Here is a 17,980-nt window from a genome sequence, read left to right as displayed (position 1 = left end):
CGTACAGAGAACGTTGATATTACCGTATTTGAATGTTCTTTAATTGATACCGGTAGTCGGGGTCGAACAGACACTCCAGAAGAAACACGATTTTGAGTCGTATATATCTATAAATCCCGTCACACCATTGAATTGTAAGTCTAATTCCATCAAAACTTGTTTATACTGGGATTTGTTAAATACCAAAGATTATTATTATATAATCAAAAAGAAAAAAGGTTATACTATTTTTCATTTACTAAATTACATACTAAATTAATAATCACTCGATCTAATACCTAATGTATTTTCAATTTCAGTTCCTCTTTCAATTCTTCTGTGTGGAAAAGTGAATCAATCAGTGCATCTGATTCAAATATATTTTTATGCGGAAACGAGTCCAATCCTTTTAAATCTTCTAATGTTTCCAGTTGAATTTCATTTTCAACTACCAAATGTCCCTTTCCAATAGAGATTTTGCCACCGTAAACAAAAGAATTAAGCCGATCTATATTTTTTTCAAATAAATCTCTGAAGATTGGGTTTTCTATTTCCTTCATTCCTGGTTTAACACTCAATTGTATGAGTTTTTCACCATTCGGAAGGGACATCATAAATGGATCACGAATCGGTTTATTATTTTTAATGTGCCATAAGCGTGCTCCACAATTTTTAATCCCCCATGCTTCGTAAAAAAAGTTGAGAATAGGAAATACCCATGTACCAAGGTTTATGAGTCTATAATGATTCTCATAAATCCTATAAGTAAATTTATCTGTAACACTCATAGGAATGAATAGATGCACAGCACTCGATTTTCTTTTCGTCATTTTCTTCACTTGGTTAATCTGTACAACCGGCCTAATATTGATATAGTTCTCGTAAAAGTTATGGATAGGTATATACTCATTTCCCACAACAACCATATAACCTTTTGAAGTACGTGTCATATAAACATTGTCACGATAGTTATCCTCTGGAATGTCAACACTAAACTGGACACCTTTTATAAGGACTGGTACTTAAATTCTACTAGCGTTCGATATCCCAGTGTTCCATGAATGCGAATGTTGTTAAACCAATTAACATAATCATCAAGTTCAAGAACGAGCTGTTCAATAGAATGGAAGTGCGCACTATTTGCGAATTTTGTTTTAACACCTTAAACATGACTTTGGCCACGGCATTATCGTAAGAACATCCTTTCAAGTTCTGTGATCGTTGAATGCTGAATGTTTCTAAAGCCACTGAAATTTCTTGATTATCAAACTCTCTTCCTCGGTCTGTATGAAACATTTTGATGGCCTGTAAGTTTCCTTCAATACTCTAAAGCTTGATAAACTAACTCAGCTGTTTTATTTGCGCCAGCACTATGTCCAATAATTTATCGCTTGAAAAGGTCGACAAATAAGCATACATAATGCCAGCTTTTTCTGACACGGACGTATGTTAAATCGCTTACTACTACAGCTAGTTGTTCTTCTTGCTTAAATTGTCTTTGTAATTCATTTTTCACTGGCGCTTCATTGCATGTTCGTTTATACAGTTTATATTGTGCCACGGAGTAGTTCGACACCAACCCTAATCGTTTCATAATGCGACCGATTCGACGACGAGAAATCACTTTTTTCTTATCTTGTTTCTCTTGTCTCTGCGATAGTTGCATTTGTTTTAGGCTGGGAACAATTCAAAGGATATTTAGATAAGTTTCTATAAACAAGAAAGGACGTTGGATAGCGTCCTTTCTTATAAGATTGATAGGCGAATTAACTCGTCTTTGTTCACCTCGTATACTGCAACTATATTGTTAATATCCACGTCGAATGATAGGATTATTATTTTCACTCCAATCATAACTCTTTTGTAGGCTAAGATAATATAAACAATACCTAAGGATTAGAAAGTTCTTTTGCTTAGTATTTAATCTAGGATTTCAGGATTTCTAAATATATGACCTACGCTTCCATTTTTATAGATTTTACAGTTAAATAAGAACCCATTAATAGAAATACCACTTGTAGTCCAGACCCTATTACCTTCAAACCTATTAATAATAATCTGGGAGTTTGGACAATCATACTTCGTCCAATCAACCTTAGTAGGAGGTGTATTGGTTCATGAATGGAGATTACTCTTGTATAATCAGCATTTCACTAGTGTGCTAAAGATAGATAAATAATTTGTAAATGTAGTAATGTTCACCGTTTCTTTCATCACTCATAATATATTACTCAAGATACGATAATAACCATTCACTTTCATTTTGTTCTACTGTATATGTCCAATCAAAACTTTTTATCTTTTCAGATTCTCCTACATAAGTAATACCTGTAGTCACCGTGACTTCTACTTTAAAAACATTTTCTTTTCGAATTATGTCGTTAATCTCTAAATCATAGAATTGCTCAGTTGTTCCCTTCTTATACAGACTATTCACTAACTCTTGCTGCTCGTTATAAAGTGCACTATTTTTCTTAAGATAGGGACTAACGATTGAAAAATCCCCTATATTAATTGCCTCTACTAAAGCATTTTCATAAGCAAATATTACCTGTCTCATGCTTTCCGCCTCTATAGTTGAAACTTTATTATTTCTTATATTAGTAGGAACATTATTATTTTCATTAGTATATTTAGAATAACCCTTAAAGAACTTATTGTACTCAGGATATAGTTCAGATGTTGCTAAAACTTCAGCAGCTGACGGTTCTCCATTTTCTCCTTTAATAGTTGCATCCACATCATTTCCGATTAATATCTCCAATATTTTGTCATTACCAGCATTCTTTGCAGCATAAGCAAAAGCAGTATACCCGTTATCAATAATTAATGAACCCAAATCTACGCCATGCTTAAATGCAATTTCAGCATTTTCATTATTTCCTTCATACAAGTCACTTTCCAATTCATCTGCCAACCACTTCTTATATGATTCAAGAGCTACTTCCTGAATATGTTCAAATCTTTCTTCTGTAATCCTTTTTAAACCAAAAGCTGTGTCCACTATACTTTGATTCGCCTGGTGTTGTAAGTTTTCTGAAAAAATATCACCAATCATTCCAATAGAGTCTTCACTCAAAAACTTGAAATATAATCTACTAGAACCTGATTTGTCAAATTCATTTAAAGTTAAGACATGAGGATTTTGAGAAAAATCTGTATCAAATGCTAATGAATGACCACCTGGAGCAGATTTTTCTCCAGGTAAAATACTTGTTATAACATTATCTTCAATTTTTATAGTTAAACCCACTGGTTCATTCGTTTCAATATCCACTCCGACCCAATAACCTTGCAACGCTTGTTCAGGATTTTTTTGTATATAATCAATTTCCCTTAACGATTCCAACGAATTAGTAAAGTTCTCCTCATTATATTGATTGTATTCAAAGTTCTGGCTATCTTCACTTGAATTAGACTTATTTAAAGCTTCGAATATACAAATGCCTAAAAATAAAATCAAGAATATAAGTAAAGGTATAAAAACAATAATGTTCCTATTAATGATAAATTTACCAATTGATATAATTGTGTATCCAACTAGTATTGATAATATAATTGCTTTAGATATATCTAATAACAACAAATCCCAATAATATGTGTCATAATTCTCATAATTTCCAAATGATAGGCCTTCAAATACTGCACCTAACATATTAAAAATAAAAAGTATCATGACACCCCAACCAATATATATAAAAACCTTTCCCATCCTGCCCCAACACTCCAATTCTACTTACATTAATCTAGAAGGTTTCATCTCGCTGACCAACAATAATTATATCGGCAAATTTTACTATTTTAAAATTTTCAAGATATAATTACTTGATTACATTTAAGGTAATTGTATAGCGAAGCGAAATAATGTTTTCTGACACATTCTGTACTAATTATATATATTTAATATTTGCACACTTTCATACAGTACATATCTAGCTGAACCCTTTATTTTAAAGGATTTTTCATTCTTATTAAAATGTGCATATACTACTAAAGTTCACTCTTACTAAAATATTTGCATTTGAATATCCTACAATTCACATGTAGAATCATTGGTATCAAATAGAAAAGAGGTGTGTATATGAATCCTTTTACATATGATGTAAGTACTATAGGGAATATGCTGAGACAATCGCAAAATTCACCTAAGTATTCACAGACATATTCTCCAACTGAGATTCATGATGACATAATCCTTCACTACCCTGGTAAAAAAAATAACGGTATCGACTATCTCTTGCGACTTAACGAGAAGATTGTTTACCATTCTCATATCGCTAATGTATTCTACACCTATGGACAACAAGGATATACTAATGGTTTGGTAGACTTTCTAGTAAACTTATATGAAAATGGTTTAGTAGCAAATCACGAAAATAATTTACCTGAGAATATCACTATTTTAGATGAAAATTTAACATTTGAAGAGTTCAAACACTTAGTATATTTTACAATCTTACAAGAAGATATTAACTATCCTCGTCCTCGTTTTTACGGTATTGCAATGCCTCTAATTAGATTCCTAGAAGCTATTATTGCATCTGAACAACCTGAACTTATTGATTTACCAACAGTTATACAACGAATCAATAATCATGGTGGACCTCCTCCAAGACCATTTGCACATGCAAACTTACATAATATCTTTGTAGAAGCTTTAGAACATCTAGAGAATCGCTAATTAAACAAACTGCTTTCAAGATCAACTGTTGAAAGCAGTTTTTATTTTAATTGCATCACTCACAATGTAATTAAATTCCCATATACAACCTGAAATTAAAGCGGTCCTAACGTTTTCCATCAAAGAAGCTGAAATACGGACATCGAAAAAAGAAATTCCTTACTTTATTTTCAAAAGAAAAGGAGACTAAGACATAATCAATACTTCATGTCTTAATCTCCTTCCATCTTTTATTGCATTGGCGGTACTTTAATCATTTTTATCGTTTGTTTTGATAATTCTCCTGTTGATAATAAGAATTTTCCTCGTACGAAGCATTCCCCTTTGCCTAAACCATGCAGTAATACTAATTCTCGTTTATCTAAATAAAGTTTCTCTGAAACACCCTTAAAGTCACTATCAATTGGATGAAAGTAAATGGAGGTCGTAGCATTTTCAAGAGCCGCCATTTCTGCTGGTTTAAAGTTAACAAATGATTGCGTTGCAAACCAAGCTGTTATACCAAATTTACGACCTTCACGAAGAATCTTGTCCGAAGGAGAACCCGATTTAAAGCTTAAATTTTGTGCCTCATCAAGAACGACAGGCAGTGGTTGCTCTTCATTACCACGCTGTGCGTAATACCAAATTTCCCAAAGTAATAACTCTGTCATTAACTTTTTAATATTATCCTGATCGAATCCGTCAAACTGAATAATGGAAATTTGGCCTTCTTTTTTATAATAATCATCCCATGTGAATTGCTCATGATAATCAAATGGATCAATATCCACAAATTGCTGAAGCTTGTTCACAATAGAAGCTAACGTCGAGCTTGAAATGTCTTCTAATGCCTTTAACTCTACCATTAGCTTCTTCATTGTAAAGGCTTCTTCGTATTTATCAATTCCTTCTTTAATGGCTGTATACAGTGCATTCACTTGTTGCGGACCAAAGCTAAACACCGATTCGAAAATAGCGGATACACGGCCTGCTACCTCATACGATCTTTCGATACGGAATCCATGATTTGTGTAGAATTCACGTCGTAAAAACGGATTAATTGGTAATTTTTCATCATATACAATTCGTTCACAAATAAGATCATCTAAAACCTCAACAAACTTCTTATCTAGCTTCGATTTGGTGTAACTCGCTGAATAGTCAATAATCACAGAAGGTTGACCCGTTTTTGCTAATTGAAGTAGCATCGATTGAATAAAGTATGTTTTCCCTTCCCCTGAACGTCCACCAATGATTAAATGGCGATTATTGAGCTGAGGGTGGCCAAATTCCCAGTAAATCGGTTGTTCAGTAGATTGAAGATAACCAAATAAAGGACGAATCTCTTTAACTGGTATTTTTTTTATGATAGATTGATTTGTTTCCTCATATATTGTTTCCACTTCGTCAACTTCAGCAATCTCTTCTTTTTCATATATTCTCGTTACTGCAACTTCAGCTAAAGAAGTTTCTTCAATCGTTTCAGTAGTATCTGTTACTTCAGCTGCTTCGATTTCTGTTTTTTCTTCAACCGTTTTATCGCAGGCTTCAGCAATATCAGATGCATGTGAAGTGACGGTTGGAGCCTCTGAATTGAGCGCTTTTTCAACTAGTATAGTTGGTGTATTTAAATATTCCTGTAAATCCACCGTTTGTCTCTTTCCTTCTGGAGTTGGTTCAATTAAGATGACCTGGCTGTAATCATCCTTTTTTAGCTCTTCAATCGTCATCCCTATGGCTTTATAGGCAATTCGCTCTGGAATATCATAAACCATTACATCATTATAGGTATCCTTGCTTTTCACACGCGCCTCTTTTCTAAACGAAACAATAGCTCCGATACCGAAGGCTGCCTGATGATCTTCTGTCACTACAAATTTATCATTTAATAATAATTCAACTGTTTTTTCATCCAACTTATAACTCTTTTCTGGCCAAAATGAATTCACTTCCATTTTGCGTGCATTAACAATGAATAATTTAGCAAAGAAGTTACGAAGGAATTTTGCTTCAAATCCTGTATTAATCATTAGTTCCTGCTTTAAAGCTTTTGTTAAATTTGTGACTTGCTGCGTTCCCTTTGCAATTACTGTTGTTGAGTTTTCGCCAATTTTCACTTCTATAGGATAAAGATGCATATAAAGCTTGTTCTCAACTAGCTTTATACCAATCATTAATAAATCATCGCTAAGTGACCCTTTTTGACCTATCAATTTACTTGAAAAGATACCATCTTTTTTGTTTAATCGTACATTACCCGCTACTCGAACTATTTCCTCCATGGAGATGGGTACCCATAAAATATCATCCTGTTCATTTAATTCAATCAGCATAAATTTAATCGCTGCTACAACACTCATTTTTTCACGTTGATCATGCCCAACATCTTGTACTGCTCGTAATAGCCATTCTCCATTAAATGTGTTAAATGCCTTAATAACTTGATCTACATTTTCTTTCGGAAAAGCGATTCCTTGTTTTGCGAAGAATTCTTCAATCACGCTATAGTATTGTTTCGATTTATTTGTCACTGTAATGGCATCATAATGATTCGATGAAGATAACTGGTCAGAATAATGCACAATCACTAAGTTTTTCGATGTCTCTTGGAAATATTCTAAATCAACCACTGGATCAATGAAAACGAGCCAAATCGATTGATCATACAATGTCTTTAAAAAAGCTTCATCATCTCCATCAATATGCAAACAAAGCATTTCGTCTTTATGATAGGCATTTGTTCCTTTATTTCGACGGTTCGTACTTAGTTCATTGACTTTGGTAGCGAATCTTGTCAGTTGTGACCGTTGTTCATTTGATCCACCTATACCAAATCCGATACGATAGCCTCCTTGTTCCGTACGTTTTGATGTTGGAGTGACATACAGACCATCTAAATTCAACGCATTCGGAGCTTGTCTAACATTTTGTGTTGAAACAGATTCTTTACTTAGCATTTTATAAAATGTTAAATGACTATATTCAATCGGCTCACAGATTGATTTTTTTATAAAAACTAAATTACTTTGAATAACTTGGAACACATCAATTGCATCAAAATTATTCGTTTTACAATCGATATCAAACTCTGTTTTGAGTTTTTCTGCGTCATTCATCGTATTAAAACTTTCAAATGCAGTTAAATTATTGTCATCAACGTAGTATCCAACAATCTTTATATACGGTAACCCCTGTAATGATTTTCGACGTTTCACTTCATGCTTAAACCACTGTACAATACCTCGTAAAATTTCAATATCATTTTCGATATTAATAATATTCACTACAATTTCAGGTTCCGATGTTAATGAGAAGAGATAATCATAATACTTGAAAAACTGCTTTAACTTTTCTTCCACGACTTGCGCAAGATATTTATTTGTCTCACCAATCGATACTTGAGTTTTCGGACGGTATTCATGCCATTCTGCTTGTAGGCTATTTGGACTCGGCTTGTACACCTCATCTATTTCATTTATTAAATAAGGGATTGTATATGCTGCATTCAGTTTTGACAATATATGACGATCAACATCACTACCTGCAATTTCATTCGTTAACATTAATTGATAAACTACATTTAATGGAGAAAATGGTGTCATATAAAGCACATCAAAGTCTTGTAATGTACCTAAGTATAAAATGTCCCGCACTTCTTTAGACATATTTTCCCCTTCTTGAATAGAATCAATTGCTTCTATAAATGCCTCCACATACTCAATTGCTAGTTTTGTAAGTTCTTCATTATAAAATGCAAAAGATGGGATTGTATTGTTCTCTTTAAAATACTCTAAAAATGAATGGTAGCTTGTTGCTAAACGATCAGGCATTACAATTTCCTTACCATGTAGACCTAACAAATCCTTCGTTGTAACATGCCAGCTTGCTTTCACCCATTGCTCTTCTATTTCATACAAAGAGCGAAATTCCTTTTTTATTACCAACGGTTGATCACCAATCATAATTCGCTGATTCAAACTCGTATAGTCAACATTTACTTTTTTAGACATCTTTCGCTGCCAAACTTGGAACGGGGTCACAGGGTAAGAACTTAAACCTTCATCTTCAATTTCAACGGTAAATAACGTTTCTTCAATTTTCACAGGAAAGGCTAATTTAGACGTTTCTACATCCAATATACCCGGTGCAAATCGTAGCTTTAAACCACCTTCAGGAATTTCTACTACTTCATCTTTATTTTGCAGCTCAAATTCTACTTCCGGCTCTTCGCCAAATACTAAGAATTCATTTTTAAGCTCTAGAATAAGATGACCCTTTGCATTTAATGAAAAACTGCTTTCATGTGTGGCCAAACGTTTTTCAACAATTGGTAATACTAAAAATCTGAAGCTATAAGCGCCCTTCGTAATATTCTCATGCTTATAATCAGCTTTTACAAATGTTGAACCATTTTTCAGTTCAAGTATCACTTCAAGTGAATGCCCAATCGCTTTAGTGAAATTTTTGGATTTATCTTTGATATACTCTTGTTTTGTCTTTGCGGTAAATGGTAGCTTGACTTTAAGTTGTTGTCCTTCCTTACCCTCTGGGATAAAAATAACAAAATCATACGTACGGATACGACTTTCCATTTTCCAATATGCCTTCACTAAAACGTCTTCCCCAGAATCATCCACTCTCCAAATCTTTACTTCTTCTGGCTTATATGCAATCATTTTAATCGATTCAACTTTTTCCTTCGCTTTAATAATTTCTTCAAAGGTAAGCGAATCATCCTCTTTTAAAAGCTTTCTCCCCATAGAGGAATCAAAATTTTCTTTTAGTAAATCCTCAGCATTTCCTAATTCACGTATACGAGTAATATCCTCGAATAGTGTTTGGTTATCATCTATACGTTTTTGAATTTCTCGGTTGGAACTTTTATATTCCCGTGAATCTTCTTCATAAATATCACGTGCCTCAATCAATTTTTCCAACTGCGGATCTTGAAAATAATTTATCATTTTAAAGTCTTCAGCAGTCATTTCTTCTTGGTTCACCCAAGTCAGCAAATCCTCAAAGTCTAAAAATGAAACGTTTTGAATATGTTGAATATCATCTCGTTGCTCTAAATAGTTATATAGCATTTCTTTATTGTGTTTTGGCAACTTACTTTCAGTTACCATTGTCACAATATTACCGACAATACTCGAACTATGTAATGGAAATCCTTCCGCAGTTAAGTTGACACTCCCTCCGCGAATAGAATCCAGCTTCTTATTTGAAATCATCACGATTGAAGCATTTTTCCACTTATCTTGCTGTTCACTCATCTCATTTCTTAATGTTACAATAAAGTCAACATGTGTATTATCTAGTGTAGAAGCAATGACAAATTTTGCGTCGCCGTACTGCAATGCAATTGTCTTATAGTCATTCATACCATCTGGGATTTTGTATACAAATGGTACTGCCTCTTCTAAACTTTGTAACGCATTAACTACCTGCTTCATATATTCCTCAGAAGGCAACTCCATATAGTAACGCCCAATTTCTTGATTTGACGCTTTAGACTTAAAGAACGTTCGGAGTTGTTCTGCCACTACTTTATAGAATGGACTTAACATATTGCGCATCCCCACTATCACTTTTTTTATCTAGATAGTTTAACTTGTCTAACAGTTCAACTATTACTAATTTCGTATCATCATCGACAATGACACCTCGTTTATCAAATTCAATCCATAGCTGATTTAATTCAATACGCGGCTTACTCCCAACAGAAACAGCTGTTAATAATAATAACTGCTTCAGATTAAGCGCTAAAATGGTTCCTAACGAACCTCCATTTTTCCTATAAAACTTCGAAATAAAGTTTGTATAAGCTAGTGCATAGCGCGTGAAAACTTCTGTACTAATTTCACGACGGATTTTTTCAAACATATAGCGATATGCTGTATCGATATCCTGCCCGTTATATACTTCTAATGTCTCTAGCCCATGATAATGTGCAAATACTTCATTAATCCATTTATATAGCGATTCAATGTATTGTGTTTCTGCATCTTCACCTGCTTCAGACAGGATTTTTTTGTAATCATGGTAGTAAAGGTTTTCAACTGTTGTAAAAGTATTTAATGCTAAAATATTAAGTAAATGCTCATGCGTATAGAAGTTCAAAATCTGATCTTTGACACGTAAAAAACCTTCCTTATAACCAAGCCTCCACTTGGAGGCTTTTTCCTGATTCATTAAAAATGGCAAGCTATGTAGTTTCAATTCATCGAAACTACTAAACTTATTTGTTTGGAAAATGATTTGTGTCATGGCAATAAATGTATAATGNNATCTATATGTTCAACCAAAAAACCTGGATTTTTCGCTAGAGCTCTAAAATCCTCTAAAAATGATTGCTGATACTGTTTAAATAAACCGCGGAACTGAGGTTTTAAAGAACTTTGCGTCTTATGAATTTCAATATTCAAAATGTCATGCATTAAGCCCTCAGGCTGTAATTCATTTAAAACAACTCGAATTTCATTGTGTTGATCACGAATATAAATATCATAGAAAAACTGAATAACTTGCATCTGTCCTTTATATTCTGCTTTTTCCTCAGGTAATGAAATATATTTCAAATTTTGAAAAGACCCTGCATTGTTCGTATCAACATCTCCAAATTCATATGTTAAAAACTCTTCAAACATAGCTTTCGTTTCGTCAGAGTCATAGTCCCCTGTATTCATAATGTTATTTAGAAAATTTTCCGCTTTTGTAAACTCTAACGGTTCATTATCCACTAAGCGTAATACCGCAGCTGTTACCATCGAAAACCCTTCTTTATAAGTTGCTCGGTCACCTGTTCGTGAAGGTAATGGTAAAACACGAACATACTTTTTCCTTTCAAAGCTATATTTATCATTTTTATCTGTTACAAATTTTTTGATTTTATCAAAATCTAATGTATACACCATTATCTTACCTTCTCTACCTCGAATTTTACTGTACCAAAGCTAGGCTTCGTGATTAAATACTTTGATTTATCAACATTTCTGACAATCATAACTTCTTCGCTATTTTTCTCTACTGTACTTAAAAGCTGCTTATAGAAATCTTCAAATTGAATTGCTACGTTCATTTCATGTTTATTCGGACGATAGCCGCTTTTTACTTTTAATAGTAACTCGTATAATCTTAAATCTAAGTTAAAGACTGATTTGCAAAAGCCTAAAGTTATATAGTTGTTAAATCGTAAAATCACTTCATTTGACGCCTGTGCACCAAATGATTGATCAACATACTCCTTTAATTTCAGCGGAAATGCTAAGCGATATGGACGACTTAAATCATTTGAAACGAAATAATAATTCGGTTGTGGAGATCCCTTCCATTTAACGAACGCTTCCTTCACAATAGCAAATAATTCCCCCATCAATCTTTTATCACCAGTATGGAAGCCGTATAGATACTTCACAAAATCATGGAATGTTTCATATACGGTAGGCTCTGTTAAATCCTTCATACGAATAATGAATTTAGACAGCTCTTGTAATTGATTTTTATCAATGGTCTGCTGAATGATTTTTTGATAAATATCAGACTGCCAATCTACTTCACAGTCATTAAAGATGTTTTTAACAAACACCTGCTTTTCCGATAATACGTGCAAATTAGAAATTAACTCATCCGTTTCTTTTATACGCATGTGTAATGGATCGATTGTATAGATTTTTTCAAGTAGCGGTGAACGTTCGGGGTGATTAAATAATAGATTTGGTAATGTATGCTGAATACTAAACCCCGTTTTATTTGAATCCACCTCTAACTCTGATGGCACAATAATTGTAAAAATAAAGTTATAGAATGCCCGAGTAGATAACATAATTTTATCTCGCAAAATTACATGATAAATTTTTTCTAGTACACGAGTACGAATTGTTTTGTTTTGTAATAGCTGATAGTTCACATGTGTAATTGTCAAAATACCTGCTTCGACATCCTGCTTCCATGCCTGATAAATGGGATTATCGTAATCATCTTGAACGATTTTAGTGAAAATGGATTCTAAAAAAGCAGATCGCGGCCCATCAGAATTCAATGCAAAAACTCGTTCACTTGCAAAGTTATATAATTGAAACTTGTTATTTTTATCGAAAGTGCTGTCACTGAATAATGAATTTTCATGAAACACGCCATTATCATCAATAAACTGTCTTAGCTGTGCAAATTGCCCTCTTTCCATTTGCGAAATATAAAAATTGTGCAGTACCCCAATATTAATCGCTACAATTGTATGCTGTGTAGGGGTTTGCCCATCATTAAACCCTTGTAAAACCTTCTCTAATGTTTCGATAGATGATTCATTCGGACTACGTGATTCCGTCGCATCATTATGTACACAAACATTTAAAAATAACGTTGAGTATGTTGACTTCAAATATGAAAGCAAGTGTGACTTTCCATCACCAACAGAGCCGCACAGTAAAATTAACTGTTTCTCCTCTTGTTGCTCGAGACGCTTTAATGCTTCAATAACCTTACCCTCAATCGGACGTTCCGTATGCATATATTTAGTAAATGACGAAAATCTGTTCGAATGGATAACCGTCTCTTTTGACGAACTTTGTAACATTTTTATTTGATTTAAAAATTTTGATTCTGGCTTCTGCATTATATTTGTCATTACATCACCTTTAGTTTCATTTGTTATTATTCTACCATTGTCCGTTCACTAAGTTAACTTCCTATAGCCCTTACTAATATGTACTATAAAAAAGGGCATTTCCTTATAGATGAGAAATTGTCCGTTAGTAGTTTTAGGCTTGTTATGAATCGGCTATGCTAAGTTGGACAGATAATATGAGGGCTAGTACACTAAGTCTAATAACTTAAAGTAACGTGCTACTATGCCACGTTACCGTCGAACTTTTACAGCTGAGTTTAAACTTCAAATGGTGAAGCTTTATGAAAATGGAAAATCACGTGCAGATATTGCGAGAGAATTTGAGATTACACCTTCTGCGTTAGATCGTTGGATTAAGAATCATCAAGAAACAGGTTCATTCTCTGCCAAAGATAATCGTACCGAAGAAGAAACTGAATTAATGCGATTACGCAAAGAAAACCAACGTTTACTGATGGAGTGGAAAATGATATTTTAAAGCAAGCAGCGCTGATCATGGGACGAAAATAGGTGTGATTCGCAATAACGCTCACGAAGCTGAAGAAATGGAGCTTTCCGAAGACATTTAACGAATCTTTAAAGAAAGCCGAAACAACTATGATACACGTAAAATCAAGAAAGCGCTAGAAAAACAAGAGAAGAAAAAAGTGATTTCTCGTCGTCGAATCGGTCGCATTATGAAACGGTTAGGGTTGATTTCGAACTACACAGTGACACAATATAAACTACAAACAAATGTACAATGAAGCCCGTGAAGAATGAATTACAACGACAATTTAAGCAAGAAGAGCAACTAGCAGTAGTAGTGAGCAATTTAACATACGTCCGTGTCGGAAAAAGCTGGCATTATGTATGCTTATTTGTCGACCTTTTCAATCGAGAAATCATTGGACACATAATCAAACAGCAGAGTTAGTCTATCAGGATTTAGTAAGTATTGAAGGAAACTTACAGACCGAGGAAGCCCCCTAGTGAGTATGCATGTAAAAACAATTTTATATGGGGGTGTTTAACCTCTCGTTATTAAGTGAATTAGTATGGTAGAAGTACATTAATACTAACTAAATTCCGTAGTAATTTCCTATATCTCTACAAAATATGCTTTGATAGTTATAGAAATTCTTGATAATATGTAGATATATAGAAATATTTACGGTTTTTTCGAGAATTCTTTAGCTGTACTCTCTCTTTTATTTAACAAATAATAGTAGTTAGATAGATGAGGTGATGTAATGTGTGTAGAGAAGAAAGTAACGTGGATAAGTCTATAGAAAAGGGGGATGAAGAAATGCTTGCAGCAAAACCTAAACCTATAGAATCGTTGGACAAGTACATGACTGACGAGGCAGTTCAAAACGTTATAAATATTATAGACAACCCACCTGCACCTAATGCTTACTTAAAACGAGCAATCGCAAAATTTATGAGTGCAAAAAGTAGAGATAATGATGAATCTTAATGGAGAATTTTTAAGTCTTCATCACGAAGACTCGATACATGAATTTAAGTGTTCTGATGAACCTAGCGTAGAGGCATTTTTAAAAGAACAAGCAATGGATTTAATGGATAGATGTTTTTCTAGGACTCGGTTATTTTTTGATTCAAATCAAAACTTAATTGGGTTCTATTCTTTGTTTAACGACTCTTTTAAAGTCCCAAAGAAAAAGACAGGAGAATTATCAATAAAACTTCCTACCGCTGTTAGTTATGTTCCTGCAGTTCGATTACATTATATTGGAGTAGACGAAAGATATCGAGGTAAAGGAAATGGACAATTTCTACTTACATCTGCTCTATATGAAGTATATAAAATCTCAAAACATTCGGCATGTACGTTAGTAACAATTGAAGCAACGGAAAACGCAAAAGAGTTCTATAAAAAATTTGGATTCGTTCATTTATCTAAGCAAGGCAGACTAAATCTTATGGCATTAAATGTAACAATTTTTGCTGAAATGTTTGGACTACATACTATGGATGATATTTTTGTATAAATATTCTTATGTGTACCAGAGAGCGTTTTTAATGCTCTCTTTTTTATCTAATTTTATAAAATTGAAAAGAAGAAACCACGTATTTTAATAGAATTTTTTTCAAAATACGTGGGTCAATTAACATGAAAGTAGCGTTTTCGATGAAATTCTAATCAATTTTTTAAAAAGTTTCATTTAGATTTATATTCATGAGTTTAACTTTCTTACTAGCGCTTTTTGTATTTGATGTGTATTTCCTTTCTCCTTCACTTCTGCTATGAAATTCAAATACACGATCTGAAGCAATTCTTCAAACGTTATTTCAACGGCATTCATATACATATCCAAATCATGAAGGAGTATTTCACCCCTCAGTATCTCTGCTTGTCTCATTTTGATATATATGTCTACTACTTTTTCATCTTCCTCCGGTTCTTCTTCAAATTCAGATTCAAAAGATAGTAAATTCTTGCTCACCTGTTTCATAATTCTTTTCTCTTTCTTAACTTTTTCGAGATGACGTTTCTTGCCTTGTAGTAAATACGTAGCAATATCCTTATGAGGTATACCTTTCTTAATCTCACTCATAAAGTCATCGTACAATACATAAATCAATGCTGAAACATTAAACATGATTGGTACATCTTGATACGCCTCTCTTGTATCATCGATAAAGATATTGCCGCGTATATAGTCATAATAAGATATGGTTAGCTCAACAACTTTTTTATTATTTGAAAAGTAATCGATAAACCCTTTGTACATATTCCCGTTTAACTTTGCCCCTAGAATATTAAATTTACTATATGATTTCTTCAATATTACCACCTCTTTCTATATGCAGCAGAATGGAATGAACAATGAAATAAACGACCTTTCTTTCCGAAAGATTCATACGTACTGCTATTCCATATGGTCCAGCTATTGAACTCTGATACTCTGATTCTAATAACTTTGTTTGCATATACTGTTTGGTGTCTTTATAGGGCAAGCTATAATCTATAAGTTCCATCCGTGATAGTCCTGTTTCTAATAATTTCGTATTAAATTCAGTTTGTGTCATAGCAGGTAAATGTTGCTCATTCCGATAACGATTAAGCTGCTTACAAGCTGTTTTGAGCCTAACAGCAAGAATGTGATCAACAGGAAATTTAGTGGTGTGCTTCTTATCTGAACGTTTTTTTCTCATAGTATTAGAAACAGTTTTGATAGTCTGAGGTTGATTATTATCGTTATTGATATTTTTCTTGATTGGATTAATAAACCCCACTCTCTTCCTCCCTTTCCTTCATTTTTAGTGTTAAGTCAGAGCCATAATTCCATAATTCCACTCTTTTACTATGTATAAGATAGGGAAGAGAAGTTTAGACCTTCTACTTGTATATTTTTCTATAGTTTGGACAAGCTAAGATTAATACTTTTGTAGAAAAGGGAGACAGCTTACATGAATAAGAAAAAAAGAGAAAAAAAAATGGAGTTAATGCGAATGATTAAAGCGGCGCAGAAAAAAGGAAAGCTAAAGAATGCAGATGATTTTAAAGTGAATGTCAGAAGTAAATAGACGTTTTCTGTTCCTTGCAAAAAGAGTACTTAATGTAAAGAAATAATAAAGTCATTTAATTTAATCTTATTAAATACAATAGCCTTCCATCATTCAAATGACGGAAGGCTTTAAAAGTTGTTAAAATTAAACGGTTACAGACATTATTTTTCTAAAAGTAAACGAATAAAATCGTATACTACGATTGATGAATCTTCAATTTACGTCCTTATAACATCTTTTTAAAACAAATAATACGATTTTCTTCACTAAATCCCAATTTAAGATGCATCGCTAGGCTAGTTTCATTTTCTAATTCACAGTCACTAGCAAACTCATGACATCCCTTTTTCTTAGCCCAATTCTCACAAGTATTAACTAAATTTTTAGCAAAGCCTTGCTTACGAAATTCCTCTTTTACATAAAGTCCTTCTAAATATCCTACCGGACTTGAACTTGTCCCTTCAACGTAATCATATCGTAATTGGGATTGTGCAAACCCAATTGGTTCGCTGTCATGATAAGCTAAAATAACGGTTGCGTCAGGCTGAGCAATAAGATGCGTCATTTCTTGTATAAGTTCCTCTAATGTGTGATCGGGCCAAAGCAGTAAAGCAAGTTTAGCAGCTTCTTTTGCTTCTGGTAATGTTGCCTCTTTTAGCATAAAAAAACCTCCATTAATTCTGCACTTTACTTAAATTATTCAATTGGCGAATATTCCTTTATTTCATTATAAACGCTATAAAAAAACAATACTGAATCTTAGTCATGGTTTTTGAAACAATTTTTTTGTTTTCAAACGACTTTATTATTAATAAAACAACTTTAATATTTACTTAAATATAAAAAAAGTAGTATGAATCATACTACTTTTAACATTAATTATTTAACTCCATCTTTCCATTCCTTACCTGGTTTAAAAGCAGGGATTTTAGAAGCTGCAATCTCAATTTCTTCACCAGTTTGCGGATTTCTACCTTTTCTTGCTGAACGTTCACGCACTTCAAATGTCCCTGTACCGATCAATTGGACTTTATCTCCGTTTTTTAATGCATTTGTAATAGCATCAAATGTAGCGTTTAATACAGCTGTAGCATCTTTCTTCGTTAATTCTGTCTTTTCGATTACACCTTGAATTAGTTCCGTTTTATTCACTTAAAAACACTCCCACTTTAGAATTTATATGTAGAATGGATAGCATA

General features: G+C 33.2%; 17 protein-coding genes. 6 read left to right on the top strand and 11 right to left on the bottom strand.

Annotated features, from left to right (window positions below):
- Positions 1-278: 278 nt before the first annotated feature.
- The 4 genes from V7014_RS04150 to V7014_RS04135 form a co-directional block, all read right to left on the bottom strand.
- Positions 279-767 (bottom strand): hypothetical protein, encoded by a 489-nt coding sequence (locus V7014_RS04150; RefSeq protein ID WP_335504472.1) that lies wholly within the window; start codon positions 765-767, stop codon positions 279-281.
- Positions 768-985: 218 nt separating this feature from the next.
- Positions 986-1,099, bottom strand: a complete 114-nt coding sequence (locus V7014_RS27175) for an IS3 family transposase (RefSeq protein WP_438824861.1) — start codon at positions 1,097-1,099, stop codon at positions 986-988.
- 264 nt (positions 1,100-1,363) lie between these two features.
- Entirely contained in the window at positions 1,364-1,645 is a 282-nt protein-coding gene (locus V7014_RS04140) for a hypothetical protein (protein WP_335504468.1), read from the bottom strand.
- A 561-nt stretch (positions 1,646-2,206) separates the two neighbouring features.
- A complete protein-coding gene (locus V7014_RS04135; protein WP_335504466.1) occupies positions 2,207-3,655 on the bottom strand; it encodes a TcaA NTF2-like domain-containing protein in 1,449 nt (482 codons plus the stop codon).
- 405 nt (positions 3,656-4,060) lie between these two features.
- On the opposite strand from V7014_RS04135, the gene V7014_RS04130 reads away from it, so the two are divergent.
- Entirely contained in the window at positions 4,061-4,660 is a 600-nt protein-coding gene (locus tag V7014_RS04130) for a hypothetical protein (RefSeq protein WP_335504465.1), read from the top strand.
- A gap of 230 nt (positions 4,661-4,890) precedes the next feature.
- On the opposite strand, the gene dptH is transcribed toward V7014_RS04130, so the two are convergent.
- From dptH to dptF, 3 genes are all read right to left on the bottom strand, one after another.
- Positions 4,891-10,209 (bottom strand): DNA phosphorothioation-dependent restriction protein DptH, encoded by a 5,319-nt coding sequence (dptH, locus tag V7014_RS04125; RefSeq protein WP_335504463.1) that lies wholly within the window; start codon positions 10,207-10,209, stop codon positions 4,891-4,893.
- Positions 10,190-10,909 carry a DNA phosphorothioation-dependent restriction protein DptG gene (gene dptG, locus V7014_RS04120; protein ID WP_335504461.1) on the bottom strand — a complete coding sequence of 240 codons (720 nt, stop codon included), beginning with the start codon at positions 10,907-10,909 and terminating at the stop codon, positions 10,190-10,192. Before dptG ends, dptH begins: the two co-directional genes overlap by 20 nt.
- A 646-nt stretch (positions 10,910-11,555) precedes the next feature.
- Complete coding sequence (gene dptF / locus V7014_RS04115) at positions 11,556-13,265, bottom strand: DNA phosphorothioation-dependent restriction protein DptF (protein ID WP_335504459.1); 1,710 nt, start codon at positions 13,263-13,265, stop codon at positions 11,556-11,558.
- A 223-nt stretch (positions 13,266-13,488) separates the two neighbouring features.
- On the opposite strand from dptF, the gene V7014_RS04110 reads away from it, so the two are divergent.
- The 5 genes from V7014_RS04110 to V7014_RS04095 all read left to right on the top strand — a co-directional run bounded on the left by V7014_RS04110 (position 13,489) and on the right by V7014_RS04095 (position 15,259).
- Positions 13,489-13,743, top strand: a complete 255-nt coding sequence (locus V7014_RS04110) for a transposase (RefSeq protein WP_335504457.1) — start codon at positions 13,489-13,491, stop codon at positions 13,741-13,743.
- A 94-nt stretch (positions 13,744-13,837) separates the two neighbouring features.
- Positions 13,838-14,011, top strand: coding sequence for an IS3 family transposase (locus tag V7014_RS27170; RefSeq protein ID WP_438824860.1), 174 nt, complete (start codon positions 13,838-13,840; stop codon positions 14,009-14,011).
- Positions 14,008-14,181, top strand: coding sequence for a hypothetical protein (locus V7014_RS04105; RefSeq protein WP_335504456.1), 174 nt, complete (start codon positions 14,008-14,010; stop codon positions 14,179-14,181). Before V7014_RS27170 ends, V7014_RS04105 begins: the two co-directional genes overlap by 4 nt.
- A gap of 372 nt (positions 14,182-14,553) precedes the next feature.
- Complete coding sequence (locus tag V7014_RS04100) at positions 14,554-14,724, top strand: hypothetical protein (RefSeq protein ID WP_335504454.1); 171 nt, start codon at positions 14,554-14,556, stop codon at positions 14,722-14,724.
- Entirely contained in the window at positions 14,711-15,259 is a 549-nt protein-coding gene (locus V7014_RS04095) for a GNAT family N-acetyltransferase (RefSeq protein WP_335504452.1), read from the top strand. The genes V7014_RS04100 and V7014_RS04095 overlap by 14 nt, the downstream gene beginning before the upstream one ends.
- 186 nt (positions 15,260-15,445) lie before the next feature.
- Here V7014_RS04095 and V7014_RS04090 read toward each other — a convergent pair whose 3' ends face one another.
- From V7014_RS04090 to V7014_RS04075, 4 genes are all read right to left on the bottom strand, one after another.
- Positions 15,446-16,057, bottom strand: coding sequence for a hypothetical protein (locus V7014_RS04090; RefSeq protein ID WP_335504450.1), 612 nt, complete (start codon positions 16,055-16,057; stop codon positions 15,446-15,448).
- Positions 16,041-16,508 carry a hypothetical protein gene (locus V7014_RS04085; protein ID WP_335504449.1) on the bottom strand — a complete coding sequence of 156 codons (468 nt, stop codon included), beginning with the start codon at positions 16,506-16,508 and terminating at the stop codon, positions 16,041-16,043. The genes V7014_RS04090 and V7014_RS04085 overlap by 17 nt, the downstream gene beginning before the upstream one ends.
- Positions 16,509-17,007: 499 nt before the next feature.
- Positions 17,008-17,442, bottom strand: a complete 435-nt coding sequence (gene aac(6'), locus V7014_RS04080; protein WP_335504447.1) for an aminoglycoside 6'-N-acetyltransferase — start codon at positions 17,440-17,442, stop codon at positions 17,008-17,010.
- A 218-nt stretch (positions 17,443-17,660) separates the two neighbouring features.
- Positions 17,661-17,933, bottom strand: coding sequence for an HU family DNA-binding protein (locus V7014_RS04075; RefSeq protein WP_335504446.1), 273 nt, complete (start codon positions 17,931-17,933; stop codon positions 17,661-17,663).
- Between the last annotated feature and the right edge of the window lie 47 nt (positions 17,934-17,980).

The sequence above is a fragment of the Bacillus sp. JJ722 genome (assembly GCF_036963345.1).
GTDB lineage: Bacteria > Bacillota > Bacilli > Bacillales > DSM-1321 > Bacillus_AD.
Note: the sequence above shows the minus strand (reverse complement) of the source record. Positions and strands in the feature narration are given on the sequence as shown.

Coding starts and splice junctions, on each gene's coding strand:
- V7014_RS04150 (WP_335504472.1), bottom strand. CDS start 767: ATGAGTGTTACAGATAAATTTACTTATAGGATTTATGAGAATCATTAT.
- V7014_RS04140 (WP_335504468.1), bottom strand. CDS start 1,645: ATGCAACTATCGCAGAGACAAGAGAAACAAGATAAGAAAAAAGTGATT.
- V7014_RS04135 (WP_335504466.1), bottom strand. CDS start 3,655: ATGATACTTTTTATTTTTAATATGTTAGGTGCAGTATTTGAAGGCCTA.
- V7014_RS04130 (WP_335504465.1), top strand. CDS start 4,061: ATGAATCCTTTTACATATGATGTAAGTACTATAGGGAATATGCTGAGA.
- dptH (WP_335504463.1), bottom strand. CDS start 10,209: ATGTTAAGTCCATTCTATAAAGTAGTGGCAGAACAACTCCGAACGTTC.
- dptG (WP_335504461.1), bottom strand. CDS start 10,909: ATGACACAAATCATTTTCCAAACAAATAAGTTTAGTAGTTTCGATGAA.
- dptF (WP_335504459.1), bottom strand. CDS start 13,265: ATGACAAATATAATGCAGAAGCCAGAATCAAAATTTTTAAATCAAATA.
- V7014_RS04110 (WP_335504457.1), top strand. CDS start 13,489: ATGCCACGTTACCGTCGAACTTTTACAGCTGAGTTTAAACTTCAAATG.
- V7014_RS04105 (WP_335504456.1), top strand. CDS start 14,008: ATGAAGCCCGTGAAGAATGAATTACAACGACAATTTAAGCAAGAAGAG.
- V7014_RS04100 (WP_335504454.1), top strand. CDS start 14,554: ATGCTTGCAGCAAAACCTAAACCTATAGAATCGTTGGACAAGTACATG.
- V7014_RS04095 (WP_335504452.1), top strand. CDS start 14,711: ATGATGAATCTTAATGGAGAATTTTTAAGTCTTCATCACGAAGACTCG.